We start from the raw sequence: 13014 nt of genomic DNA, 5'->3' as shown, positions 1-13014 counted from the left end.
ATGATTGACGACCAAGCGAGTAGCTTAAGAAAAATGAAGCAATCACGGTTAATCAAAGTAATCGCCGTCACCGGTGGCAAAGGTGGCGTAGGTAAAACAAACATTACATTGAACACCGCTATCGCCATGGCGAAGCAAGGTAAACGTGTAATGGTTCTCGATGCGGACCTCGGTCTTGCTAACGTAGACGTTATGTTAGGTTTGCGTGTTGAGAAAAACTTATCCCACGTGCTTTCCGGCGAATGTACACTTGATGAAGTATTAGTTACCGGTCCGCACGGAATAAAGATTGCCCCTGCCACATCAGGCACGCAGTCGATGGCAGAATTGTCGCCAACGCAACACGCTGGCCTAATTCGAGCCTTTAGTGAGCTGCGCTCGCAAATTGACGTGCTTATCGTTGATACAGCGGCAGGTATTTCAGACATGGTGTTGAGCTTTTCAAAAGCCTCACAAGACATCATGGTCGTTGTGTGTGACGAGCCTACTTCATTGACAGATGCGTATGCATTGATAAAAATTCTGAATAGAGAGCACGGTGTTTTCCGCTTCAAAGTTGTGGCTAATATGGTGCGCGACGTGCGAGAAGGCCAAGAGCTATTTAGTAAATTAAGCAAAGTGACAGGGCGTTTTTTAGATGTTGCACTAGAATTAGTGGCGACAGTACCGTTTGACGAGAACATTCGTAAAGCAGTACGTAAACAAACTGCCATTGTCGATGCTTACCCAGGTTCACCGGCAGCCGTTGCAATAACACAGTTGGCAAGTAAAGCCTTAACATGGCCTATTCCAGCGCAGCCAGGTGGCCATTTAGAGTTTTTCATTGAACAATTAGTTGCAGAAAAAGCCGTAGGAAGTCAGCGTTGAACAGCAAGGCAGCCGCTTATCAACAACAAACCGATAAAGCGCAGTTAGTCGAAAGACATGCGCCATTGGTTAAGCGTATAGCGCATCACTTGATAGCGCGATTGCCGGCTAGTGTTCTTGTAGACGATTTAATTCAATCAGGCATGATTGGATTATTAGAAGCCGCGCGAAACTTTGATGGTTCAAAAGGAGCCAGCTTTGAAACGTTTGCCGGTATTCGCATTCGCGGTGCTATGCTAGATGAAATTCGCAAAGGGGATTGGACACCGCGTTCAGTCCACCGAAATGGCCGAGCGATCACTGAAGCAATTTCGCAAGTAGAAAGCGAAACAGGCCGCGATGCTAGAGATTCTGATATTGCTGATAAGCTTAATGTAAGCTTGCAGGACTATCACCAAATGCTTAATGAAGTAAATGCCGGAAAGCTGGTAGGTATTGAAGATTTAGGTGTGTCAGAAGATGTTATTTCGACAGAGCAAAATCGAGGTAGCGACGCACCACTGGAAGATTTGATGCAAGGCGCTTTCCAAAAAGCGCTTGCCCATGCAATTACGACATTACCTGAAAGAGAAGCGATTGTACTTTCGCTGTATTATGATGAAGAGCTGAACCTAAGAGAAATTGGGGAGGTTCTTGATGTAAGTGAATCGAGAGTCAGTCAAATTCACAGTCAGGCCATGTTAAAACTCAAATCACGAATGAAGTCGTGGCAAGCTGACGAAGAATAGAAATTAATAACAATTAACCCCTCACTGGAGGCTATTTTGGACAAAAGCATGAAAATTCTCGTGGTCGATGATTTTTCTACCATGAGACGTATCATCAAAAACCTACTTAAAGATTTGGGTTTTTCCAACATCCAGGAAGCGGATGACGGAAGTACTGCATTGCCTATGTTGCAGCAAGGTGATTTCGATTTCGTAGTTACCGATTGGAACATGCCTGGAATGCAGGGTATTGACTTGCTTCGCGCGATTAGAGCCGATGACAAGCTCAAGCACCTACCAGTACTTATGGTTACTGCTGAAGCGAAGAAAGAGCAAATTGTTGCCGCCGCGCAAGCAGGTGTTAATGGCTACGTTGTTAAGCCGTTCACTGCAGCAACACTTAAAGAAAAATTAGATAAAATATTCGAACGTTTAGGTTGATCCAGACGCTCACCAGAGAAATGAGGTTTACTGGATGTCAACGAATGTAAACGTTCCAATTTCGTTGGAAGAAGCAAAACAGCTTGTCACCTACCTTGAAGAGGGTGACAACGCTTCAGCCAATGCCCTATTAGAAGCGGCCTCAATGAAAGAAAACGTTGAGTTGTTTGCCGAAGTAGGGAAACTGACGCGTCAGCTCCATGACGCGCTGAATAATTTCCAAATAGACGACCGCATTAAAAATCTCGCGACCGATGATATTCCCGATGCACAATCCCGCCTAACCTACGTAATTGAAGAAACTGAAAAAGCTGCTAATACTACTATGGATGCCGTTGAAGCGAGCATGCCTATAGCTGAAATGCTGTCGGCGCGCATCGAAAAGGTTATGCCTGAGTGGAAGAAGCTGATGAATCGCCAAATAGAGTTGGGAGAATTCAAGGCTTTATGCGCAGACTTAGACGAATTGTTGGAAGAAGGTTCGGCACAGTCAGCTAAACTTACACAGTTACTTACAGAAGTATTGATGGCTCAAGGTTATCAAGACTTAACTGGTCAGGTTATTCGCCGCGTTATCGACTTGGTTAAAGAAGTGGAAGACAGCTTAGTTAACATGCTTACCATGTTTGGTGAACGCGACGGTGCAGAACAAACTAAACCATCTAGCGTTAAGGCCGATAAGGTTGATGGTGTAGAGGCAGAAGGCCCTATCATTGATGCCGATAAGCGCGACGACGTCGTGTCAGGCCAAGATGATGTAGATGATCTTCTGTCTAGCTTAGGTTTTTAGGGGAGCGGGCGCATGTCGTTTGATGTTGACGAGGATATATTACAGGACTTTCTAGTTGAGGCTGGAGAGATACTTGAACAATTACAAGAACAGCTCGTTGATCTTGAGAACAATCCTGAAGATGCGGATTTGTTGAATGCAATTTTCCGTGGTTATCACACAGTTAAAGGGGGAGCAGGGTTCCTGTCTCTTACCGAGTTAGTAGAAATTTGTCACGGTGCGGAAAACGTCTTTGACGTAATGCGTAACGGGCAACGAACACTAACCCCTGAACTAATGGATATTATTCTGCAAGCCACAGATGTGGTGGTTGAAATGTTTGAACGAGTGAAAGCTCGGGATCCATTAGAGCCAGCAGATGCACACCTAGTCGACTTGTTACACAAACTAAGTCGCCCGGAATCTCCAGATGAGAATATTTTTGGTGAACAAAGCGCGCCGGCGTCAGAACCTGAGCCCGCGATTGAAGAGCCAGAATTAGTTGTTGAAGAGCCTACTGCACAGGCACCAAGTTCTGGTGATAGCGGTGGTATTGACGAAATCACTGAAGATGAGTTTGAAGCGCTGCTTGATGAGCTTCATGGCTCTGGGGCACCAGGACAGTCCTCAGCGGCTAAAAGCGAACCTGCAAAGGCTGCTGCACCTGCTGCCGCTAGTGATAACGACGATATCACCGACGAAGAATTTGAAGCGCTGCTCGATGATTTACATGGCAAAGGCAAGTTTGGTGGTGAAGAAGCTGCGCCAACGGCAAATACACCAGCTCCAGCACCAGTTACGCCGAGTGCAGCTGGTGATGAAGAAATCACCGATGACGAATTTGAAGCACTGCTTGACCAACTGCATGGCTCAGGGCAAGGGCCTACCAAGCAAGGAGCCGTTTCAAAGGCGCCAGAGCCTCCTGTAGATAAGGCAGCAACAGAAGCGGTTCAAAAAGCGAAACAAGCAGCGCCAGCTGCGCCAAAAGCGACGCCTGCTCCAAGCGCCGCAGCGCCAGCTAAAGCAAGCGCACCTGCTGCACCAAAAGCAGCGCCTAAAAAAGATGAGAAGAAGGCGGCACCAGCTGCGCCTCCTGCTGAGACTACAGTACGTGTAGATACCAAGCGCCTTGACCAAATTATGAACATGGTGGGTGAACTCGTACTAGTGAGAAACAGGCTAATAAGCTTGGGTATCAACAGTAACGACGAAAGCATGTCCAAAGCCATTGCCAACTTAGATGTGGTAACGGGCGACTTGCAAGGTGCGGTAATGAAAACCCGCATGCAACCTATCAAGAAGGTGTTTGGTCGTTTCCCTCGCGTTGTTCGAGACCTCGCTAGAAGCTTGAAAAAAGAAATAACCCTTGAGCTTGTGGGTGAGGAAACTGATTTAGACAAAAACCTGGTCGAAGCACTGGCCGATCCACTTGTGCATTTGGTGAGAAACTCCGTCGACCATGGTATTGAAATGCCTGATGACCGTGCTGCAGCGGGTAAACCGCGCATGGGTACGGTTCAGCTATCGGCATCTCAAGAAGGCGATCATATTCTTCTAACCATCGAAGATGATGGTAAAGGAATGGATCCTGAAAAGCTTAAAGAAATTGCTATTAGTCGCGGTGTACTAGACGCAGACGCAGCTGCACGTATGTCGGATGTTGAAGCGTTTAACTTGATATTCGCGCCAGGGTTCTCAACCAAAACAGAAATTAGTGATATTTCTGGTCGCGGTGTGGGCATGGACGTGGTTAAGACCAAAATTAACCAACTTAACGGCACCGTGAACATTGATTCACAGCTAGGAAAAGGCACGCGACTGGATATCAAAGTTCCGCTAACGCTAGCCATTCTTCCGACGCTAATGATTGTTGTAGGAAAACAAACCTTTGCGTTACCATTAGGTGCGGTGAACGAAATAATAAATATGGACATCAAAAAGACCAACACGGTCGATGGCCAGCTAACAATGATAGTTCGTTCAAAAGCAATTCCGTTGTTCTTCCTTGGTGAATGGTTGATTCGAGGTCCCAAAAACATCGATAGAGAAAAGGGACACGTTGTTGTAGTGCAAATTGGTACACAACAAGTAGGATTCGTAGTAGACGCGCTAATAGGCCAAGAAGAAGTGGTTATTAAACCTCTTGATGCATTATTGCAAGGCACGCCTGGTATGGCGGGAGCCACGATTACATCAGACGGTGGAATTGCACTAATTTTAGATATTCCGAGCCTGCTTAAACGGTATGCGCGTAAACCCATCAAGTAAGGCGATGAATTAACAGGAATAATAATCCATGGTCTTTAAAGTCCTTGTCGTGGACGACTCGACTTTTTATCGTCGTCGAGTAAAAGAAATACTCGATGGCGATAGGGAACTTGAAGTTGTTGGGGAAGCGAGAAATGGGCGCGATGCACTTGAAAAAGCAGAAGCGCTTAAGCCGGATGTGATAACGATGGATGTTGAAATGCCTGTCATGGACGGCATTTCAGCTGTAAAGGCCATAATGGACAAACGGCCTACACCTATTCTTATGTTTTCTTCGCTTACGCATCATGGTGCGCAAGCAACATTAGATGCGTTAGAAGCGGGCGCGCTCGATTTCTTACCCAAGAAATTTGAAGATATCGCGCAGGACAGAAAAGACGCATCGCGCTTGTTGTGTACAAAAGTACGCTTAATAGCGCGTCGTGGTATTGGTCTTAAGCGTCCGTCGTTTCGCTCTACAGAGGCAAGAAAGCTTCCTGATAATGCGCCAAAGCAGGCGTTTTTTAAAACATCAGGGTTGCTATCAGGGCATAAAGACGCAGCCAAACAACCAACCGTTTCGTCTGTAAGAGCGACGGGAAAGCACTACAAGTGTTTGGCAATTGGGGCTTCTACAGGCGGGCCTGTGGCGCTTCAAAAAGTGCTGTCCCCTTTACCTGCAGAGTTTCCATACCCCATTTTGCTTGTACAACACATGCCTGGAACATTTACTACGGCATTTGCACAGCGTTTAGACACAAACTGTAAGATTAGAGTAAAAGAAGCCGAGCACGGCGACATTCTAAAACCAGGTCATGCGTATCTTGCTCCCGGTGGGAAGCAAATGTTGCTAGAAACCATAGGTGCGAATAAACGCATTGCCATTGTTGATGCAAGTGCGAGCGACAAGGTGAATTATAAGCCCAGTGTTGATCTCACTTTCAGTTCTCTGGCTAAAGCTTATGGTGGGGATGTATTAGGAATTATATTAACGGGTATGGGGGCTGACGGCAGAGAAGGATGCCGAATGCTCAAGGAAAAAGGCGCAACGATTTGGGCTCAAGACCAAGATTCCTGTGTTGTGTACGGTATGCCTCAAGCTGTAGCCGTTGCCAATATATCCAGTAAAAATATAAACATTGATGATATGAGCAGTTGCGTTCAAACCGAAATGCGATAGCAGTTTGAACAGTAATGGAACAGCAAATATGAAAGTGTGGACAGTAGCGAATCAGAAAGGTGGTGTAGGAAAGACTACCACTACGGTGAGCCTTGGCGGCTTGCTTGCACAGCAAGGCAAGCGAGTGCTCATGATTGATACTGATCCACATGCATCGCTGAGTTATTACTTCGGTATCGATGCAGAAGCGTCAAGTCATTCAGTTTACGATATTTTTATTAAGTCTAATGACATTACGGCCGATAATGTTATGGATTGTCTGTGCCCGACAAAGTTAGACAACTTATATGTGCTTCCTGCAACAATGGCGCTCGCGACCTTAGATAGAACGATGGGTAGCGAAAAAGGTATGGGCTTAGTCCTAAAAAAAGCGTTGGCAAAAATCGCAGGGGAATTCGATGTTGCTATCATCGATTGCCCTCCAGTGCTTGGGGTGCTGATGGTTAACGCTCTTGCAGCGTGTGACAAGGTTATCGTGCCTACCCAAACGGAATATCTGGCGCTTAAAGGGCTAGACAGAATGATTCGTACCATGGAAATTATGGGACGTTCGTTGGACAAATCCTTTGATACTGTGATTATTCCAACTATGTTTGATAAGCGAACTAACGCGGCGCTTGCATCGCGAAAGCGCTTAATGAATGACTATGGTGAGCGCGTGTGGGAAGGGGTTATTCCCGTCGACACGCACTTCAGGGATGCGAGTTTAGTACAGCTTCCCATTTCCGCAGCGTACCCCAAAACACGTGGTGTGTCTGCGTACGAGAAACTATTAGCGGTATTGGAGAAATAACGAGAACATGAGCAAGCAATCGCCTTTTGCCCGTGAAGAAGTGATGGAGGCATACCTTGATAGCCTCCTCAAAGAGCCAGAAGCACCGGAAGATGTGACTGCGCGCACGGCAAAATTGCTCGAGCAGGCTTCTCAGCAGATGGCTGAAACGGCACTTGCTTCTACCGCCAATGAAAGTGAGCCGCAATCGAATGAACAAGAAGCGATAGCGGAAAAGGTTACATCGTTAATTGAAACGCAAAAAGCAGAGACAATTGAAGATGAACAGCAACAGTCTCACGCAGAAACTTTAGTAGAAAATGAACAAGAAGCTGCGTTAAACCGCGCTGAAAAAACAAAAGTTCCACTAAAGGATACTCTCGGTTTTCGCTTTCAGGCGCTATTCTTTGAGGTTGCAGGGTTAACACTTGCGGTGCCTTTGACGTCGCTAGGTGGGATCCACCAAATTGAGAAGATTGGCCCTTTATTTGGAAAACCTGATTGGTTTATGGGTGTAATGTTGCACAGAGAGTCTAAACTTAGTGTTGTTGACTCTGCAAAATGGGTAATGCCAGAAAAATATGACGAAAACCTCGCACAATCGCTTAACTACCGATATCTTATAATGTTAGGGGAAAGTGCGTGGGGTCTGGCTAGTGAAAAGCTAGTCAATACGGTCAATTTGACTACCGATGATGTTAAATGGCGCGAGTCCACAGGTAAGCGTCCCTGGTTAGCAGGGATGGTTAAAGAAAAGATGTGCGCGTTAATTGACGTTGAAGAATTAATATCTATGCTTAACAAAGGCTTAGGCAGTAACGACCAGACGCCATAGTATTGGGAGCCAGGTTCATGAGCGACGAAAGAATAAATAATAACGCCACCGACAGCAACGACGAAGTCCTTCAATGGGTAACGTATCGCTTAGGTGAAGAAACTTACGGTATCAACGTGATGCAAGTTCAAGAGGTCTTGCGTTATACCGAAATAGCCCCTGTACCCGGTGCACCTGACTATGTACTTGGTATTATCAATCTGCGTGGTAACGTAGTAACGGTTATCGATACACGTGCACGTTTCGGATTACCGCCAACAGAAATGACTGACAATACCCGTATCGTTATTATTGAGTCTGACGAGCAGGTGGTTGGTATTCTGGTGGATAGTGTCGCTGAGGTGGTTTACTTGAAATCTTCAGAGATTGACAGTGCCCCTAACGTAGGTACTGAAGAGAGTGCTAAGTTTATCCAAGGTGTAAGTAACCGCGACGGCGAACTGCTTATTCTTGTAGATCTTAATAAATTGTTAAGCGACGAAGAGTGGGACGAGCTTAGCAACATCTAAATAAATGAATAGGCGGTATTGACTATAATACTGCCTACATTTCCCCAAGGGTTATGTCCATGGATTGGCAGCTTGCTGCACCTACCTTATTAGAACTCATACTGTGTATTCTTGTAGTTATACTCATCGCAGCGATGGGTGTGCTGTATTCACACATTAAGCAGTTGCGTTCTGCATTAAGCGAAAGCGAACATGCTAACGCAGAGGCTATTGCCCGCACTGAAGCCCTTGCTAAAAATGCAAATAATCAACAAACTGAGGCGCAAGCACGCACCTTGGTGATCACTCGACACCTTCAAGAGTTAGACGAAAAGCAAACTGATATTGAAAACCAGCTTCGAGAACTCAAGCTTCAAGATCCTTCCCTACGCCTATATCAGCGTGCGGCGGACTTAGTCAAGCAAGGCGCTAGCATTGATGAAATTATTGAAGCCTGCGACATTCCTCGTGCCGAAGCTGAGATGTTGGCAATGGTGCATAAACAAAATAATTAGTTGCTTGTAGTTATTTGCAATCAGCAAATACTAATTCTTTGCTATTTTTCCTCGAAGATTATGTAGCTTTATCTGAACTAGTTTTTCGGTAGTTCGAATATTGTGATTGTCAGGAAAGTGCTCCATGAGTTGTCCTAGAAGAGACAAGCTTTTTTCGTAGTTTAAGAGCGCATTGCTAATCTGACCCATGGCGCGATACAGGTCTCCAATTTTGTGAAAAGAAACTGCTAAATCGTTCCGCCATTCACGATTACTAGGTATTCTATCCGTTAAATCTATTCTTATTGCTAATGCTCTATCAAACAACTGCAAAGCAGCTGCGTAATTTCCTTTTTTTAACTCTATATCTCCTATGTTCATCTGTGATATCGAGTAATACCTTTTCCATTCATTATTTGCAGGATCTCGCGTCACTAATTCTTCGAGAATGCTTAATGCCTCACGATAAAATGTTAAAGATTCATCCAAGGAACCTTCGGTAAGTTTCACAAGACCAATATTATTAAACGCCACTGATAAATCTCTTTGCCACTCACTATTGTTGGGGTCGTTATAAGCAAGGGCTCTAGTTATCGAAAGAGCTTGATTATAAGACTCGTGGGCAGCATCTAAGTCTCCTTGCGATCTTTTGATATGGCCTATGTTGCTAAAAGAAGCCGCTAAATCCCTATTCCATTCTCTATTGCTAGGATCGCGCGCTACTAATGCTTGTGCAATTTTTAAAACCTTTGTATATGCGCTTAGGGAATTCGAAAAATCCCCCAGTAATCTTTCGATGTGTCCAATTTTGTCATAGGAAACAAGAAGATCTCTCTGACGACTGCTATTTTCAGGAAAAGCGTCGGTTAAGGACTTACGTATATCTAAAGCTTGTTTATAAGATATGAGCGCTGAAAAATAATTGCCTCGTAATCGTTCTATATTGGCAATGTTATCAAAGGAGACTGATAAGTCTCGTTGCCATTCATGGTTGGAAGGCGTGTTTTCCACTAGAGTATGTGCAATAGTCCAAGCTTGTTGGTAAGCTTTGAGCGCCGCTGGCAGATTGCCTTGGGCCAGCTCAATATGACCAAATTTGTCATATGAAACAGCGAGGTCTCGCTTTAATTTGAAGTTGCTTGAATCGTTTGTTACTAATTTTTTACGAATCCTCAATGCGTTTTCGTAAGAGATTAAGGCTTCTGGTAAATTGCCCATAGTTACATACAAGTCGCCCATTTCGTTATGTATTGTACCCAAATGCCTACTGTTTAAGCTGTTATTACCTAGAGCATCTTTCACGATGACATACGCTTCATGGGTTTTACCAGCTCGTTGCAATAATCTAGAGAGATATATTTTGTCCCAAATATTAGCTACCCCTAATTTATGGATTTGCTGGTAAGCGGTTATTGCTAAGTCTGTGTTAACGGCGTAGGAAAGTTTTCCTAACTGACGCCATTTTTTTGTAGCGTTGCTTTGGGCTTCTACTGCTTGAGCTTCTAGATTAGCGAGCCCTTCATCTGTTTTCCCATTCGAAATAAGCTCTAGTGCATTTAATTCAGACGGTTCTGCTTCATCTAACTTATTTATTATAACCAACTCTGTAGCAGCACGAGCCTCTGGTTCATCTTCTGAAATTGGTTCAGCTAATCGTTCCAGCAGGTTATTTATTAGACGGTGCTCTTCCTTCTCGAGTAGTTCTCTTTGTATCGCAGAAAGCTTACCGTCTTTATCCAATTGCATTAACCATTCTATTTGAGATTGACTTAGCTGCTGACATTTAAGCCAGCTCCAGCCTGACATATAGGGCATATCACAAACAAAAGATTTTCCTTGTTGTCGCATAGTGTCGTAAAAGCTAAGCAAACCAATAACCGCACCACCAATAATACATACTGCCTTGTAATTGCGCAGAAACCAGTTTTCTACTAATTGACCGTAAGTCCGTTTTGATGACTGAGTCATTTGTGTCTTCCTTTCTTTGGTTTCTATGGCGTGTAAAATAATTAAGGGGAGAATAAAAATTAAACAATTTATAACAATTAGTTTTTCATTCATCAATCATAAGAGGAGTCTAAGTTGTGTCTTAATGGGTTCAAAAGTATCAATTTCGTTTAGACGTCTAGACGTAAAGATGTTGACATATTGCCAGTTATAGACACAATACAGATATTGTAATTTATCACTGGAGCCCTCTATGCCAATTCGTATTCCTGAGCAGTTACCCGCGCAGAATGTACTACTAGGTGAAAATATTTTTACCATGGACATGGACAGGGCTGCCAATCAGGATATTCGTCCTCTTGAAGTCGGTATTCTTAATTTAATGCCGAACAAGATAGAAACAGAGGTACAGTTACTTCGCCTGTTATCGAACACGCCACTGCAAATAAACGTGGATTTAATTCGAATTGATAATCAAGCGCCGAAGAATACCCCGCAATCGCACATGGATGCTTTCTATCACGACTTTTCAGCGGTAGCGAATAAGAAATACGATGGCCTCATTGTCACCGGTGCGCCTCTCGCGCTTATCGATTACGAGGAAGTAAAGTACTGGGAAACCATGACCACCATATTGGAGTGGGCGCAGCGTCACGTGAACTCAACCCTTTACTTATGTTGGGCTGCTCACGCCGCCATGTATCACTTTTACGGCATTACACGAGAGCTTAGAGACGAAAAGTTTTCAGGTGTCTTTAAACATAAAGTGAATGACCCGAACAATGAGCTATTAAGAGGCTTTGACCCTTCTTTTTACGCACCACATTCCCGCTATGGGCATATTAACACCTCGTTGTATAACAGCGTCGATGGACTTAGTGTTGTTGCAGAGTCTGACGATGTAGGCGCTTATATTGTGGCGTCAGAAGATAAGCGCATGGTATTTGTAACGGGTCACCCGGAATACGATCCAGATACACTTAAAGACGAGTATTTTCGAGATATTGCCGCGGGACAAACGCCAGTAATTCCAAAAAATTATTTTGAAGGGGATGATCCAGCCAAGCCTCCTATTGTACAGTGGCGCTCACACGGCAGCCTATTGTTTACAAACTGGCTGAATTATTATGTTTATCAGACCACGCCTTACGATTTAAGTCAGCTTGCTGAAAAGTCACAGCCAAAGAGGTAGCACGTGAGCCAAAGACCAAATTCTAGCGCGCAGACAACGCTTACAGAAGCCGCTAAAAAGCGCATTCTTATATTAGACGGCGCCATGGGCACCATGATCCAGCGCCATAAGTTAGAAGAAGAAGATTATCGCGGAACACAGTTTGCCGACTGGCACTGCGACGTAAAGGGTAATAACGACCTATTAGTACTTACCCAGCCAGACATTATTTATCAGATTCACTGTGATTATTTTGAAGCTGGCGCAGATATTATAGAAACCAATACGTTTAACGCGACGACTATCGCTATGGCCGATTATGACATGCAGGCCCAATCACGGGATATTAATGTGGCTGCGGCTAAGTTAGCGCGCAAAGCTGCCGACGAATTCACCGCAAAAACACCTGAGAAACCTCGTTTCGTAGCCGGTGTACTAGGTCCAACAAACCGCACCGCTTCAATCTCACCTGATGTCAATGACCCAGGTAAGCGCAACGTCACGTTTGACGAGTTAGTAGAAGCGTATAGCGAGTCTACCGAAGCACTCATTGAGGGCGGCGTTGACCTAATCATGCTTGAAACTATTTTCGATACGCTAAACGCCAAAGCAGCAGCGTTTGCCGTAGAGTCGGTGTTTGAAAAACTAGGTAAGTCTTTGCCCGTGATGGTATCAGGCACTATCACAGACGCTTCAGGGCGTACGCTCTCTGGTCAAACCGCGGAAGCATTTTATTACTCAATGCGGCACATAAGTCCGTTTTCATTCGGCTTAAACTGCGCACTTGGACCAGACCTATTACGTCAATATGTCGATGAAGTGGCTAATGTGAGTGAGTGCTTCATATCTGCCCACCCTAATGCGGGCTTACCTAACGAATTTGGTGAATACGATATGGAAGGTCCGGAGATGGCCGAGCATATCAAAGAATGGGCGCAATCAGGGCTAGTAAATATCGTAGGTGGTTGTTGTGGGAGTACCCCAGAGCACATTCGCGATATTGCCAGTGCGGTTGAAGGTCTCGCGCCACGCAAGATTCCCGAATTTAAACCTAAAATGCGTTTGTCAGGCCTAGAGCCGTTTGTACACTAGGAGG

13 protein-coding genes are annotated in these 13014 nt (G+C 44.8%); 12 read left to right on the top strand and 1 reads right to left on the bottom strand.

Going from position 1 to position 13014, the window contains the following annotated elements; genetic code table 11:
• Genes F0261_RS13935 through F0261_RS13890 form a run of 10 tightly spaced genes read left to right on the top strand, consistent with a single transcriptional unit; the run spans position 1 to position 8821 of the window.
• The gene (locus tag F0261_RS13935) at positions 1 to 867 is read left to right on the top strand and encodes a MinD/ParA family protein (RefSeq protein ID WP_014948648.1); all 867 of its coding nucleotides are present in this window, start codon (positions 1 to 3) and stop codon (positions 865 to 867) included.
• Complete coding sequence (locus tag F0261_RS13930) at positions 864 to 1595, top strand: RNA polymerase sigma factor FliA (protein ID WP_014948649.1); 732 nt, start codon at positions 864 to 866, stop codon at positions 1593 to 1595. Before F0261_RS13935 ends, F0261_RS13930 begins: the two co-directional genes overlap by 4 nt.
• A gap of 36 nt (positions 1596 to 1631) precedes the next feature.
• On the top strand, positions 1632 to 2015 hold the full coding sequence (cheY, locus tag F0261_RS13925) for a chemotaxis response regulator CheY (RefSeq protein WP_012517682.1): 384 nt from the start codon (positions 1632 to 1634) through the stop codon (positions 2013 to 2015).
• 34 nt (positions 2016 to 2049) lie between these two features.
• Positions 2050 to 2805 carry a protein phosphatase CheZ gene (locus F0261_RS13920; RefSeq protein ID WP_014948650.1) on the top strand — a complete coding sequence of 252 codons (756 nt, stop codon included), beginning with the start codon at positions 2050 to 2052 and terminating at the stop codon, positions 2803 to 2805.
• 12 nt (positions 2806 to 2817) lie between these two features.
• Positions 2818 to 5052, top strand: a complete 2235-nt coding sequence (locus F0261_RS13915; protein WP_075176149.1) for a chemotaxis protein CheA — start codon at positions 2818 to 2820, stop codon at positions 5050 to 5052.
• 28 nt (positions 5053 to 5080) lie between these two features.
• Positions 5081 to 6211, top strand: a complete 1131-nt coding sequence (locus tag F0261_RS13910) for a chemotaxis response regulator protein-glutamate methylesterase (RefSeq protein ID WP_014948651.1) — start codon at positions 5081 to 5083, stop codon at positions 6209 to 6211.
• A gap of 28 nt (positions 6212 to 6239) precedes the next feature.
• Positions 6240 to 7004: a ParA family protein gene (locus F0261_RS13905; protein WP_171338260.1), complete on the top strand. Its 765-nt coding sequence runs from the start codon at positions 6240 to 6242 to the stop codon at positions 7002 to 7004.
• Between the two features lie 7 nt (positions 7005 to 7011).
• On the top strand, positions 7012 to 7818 hold the full coding sequence (locus F0261_RS13900; RefSeq protein WP_014948653.1) for a chemotaxis protein CheW: 807 nt from the start codon (positions 7012 to 7014) through the stop codon (positions 7816 to 7818).
• Between the two features lie 17 nt (positions 7819 to 7835).
• Positions 7836 to 8327: a chemotaxis protein CheW gene (locus F0261_RS13895; RefSeq protein ID WP_014978609.1), complete on the top strand. Its 492-nt coding sequence runs from the start codon at positions 7836 to 7838 to the stop codon at positions 8325 to 8327.
• Between the two features lie 59 nt (positions 8328 to 8386).
• Positions 8387 to 8821 (top strand): DUF2802 domain-containing protein, encoded by a 435-nt coding sequence (locus F0261_RS13890; RefSeq protein ID WP_171338259.1) that lies wholly within the window; start codon positions 8387 to 8389, stop codon positions 8819 to 8821.
• 30 nt (positions 8822 to 8851) lie between these two features.
• Here the strand turns inward: F0261_RS13890 and F0261_RS13885 are convergent, their stop codons facing one another.
• Complete coding sequence (locus tag F0261_RS13885) at positions 8852 to 10768, bottom strand: tetratricopeptide repeat protein (RefSeq protein ID WP_014978610.1); 1917 nt, start codon at positions 10766 to 10768, stop codon at positions 8852 to 8854.
• Between the two features lie 232 nt (positions 10769 to 11000).
• Here F0261_RS13885 and metA point away from each other — a divergent pair, with 232 nt between their 5' ends.
• Together metA and F0261_RS13875 are read left to right on the top strand one after the other, a co-directional pair.
• Positions 11001 to 11939, top strand: a complete 939-nt coding sequence (gene metA / locus F0261_RS13880) for a homoserine O-succinyltransferase (RefSeq protein WP_014978611.1) — start codon at positions 11001 to 11003, stop codon at positions 11937 to 11939.
• Positions 11940 to 11942: 3 nt separating this feature from the next.
• The gene (locus tag F0261_RS13875; RefSeq protein ID WP_171338258.1) at positions 11943 to 13010 is read left to right on the top strand and encodes a homocysteine S-methyltransferase family protein; all 1068 of its coding nucleotides are present in this window, start codon (positions 11943 to 11945) and stop codon (positions 13008 to 13010) included.
• Positions 13011 to 13014 lie beyond the last annotated feature (4 nt).

Origin of the sequence: Alteromonas sp. 07-89-2, from assembly GCF_013113925.1 — a bacterium.
GTDB classification, from domain to species: domain Bacteria; phylum Pseudomonadota; class Gammaproteobacteria; order Enterobacterales; family Alteromonadaceae; genus Alteromonas; species Alteromonas macleodii.
The sequence above is the reverse complement of the archived record's forward strand: the minus strand, read 5'-3'. Positions and strand labels throughout refer to the sequence as shown.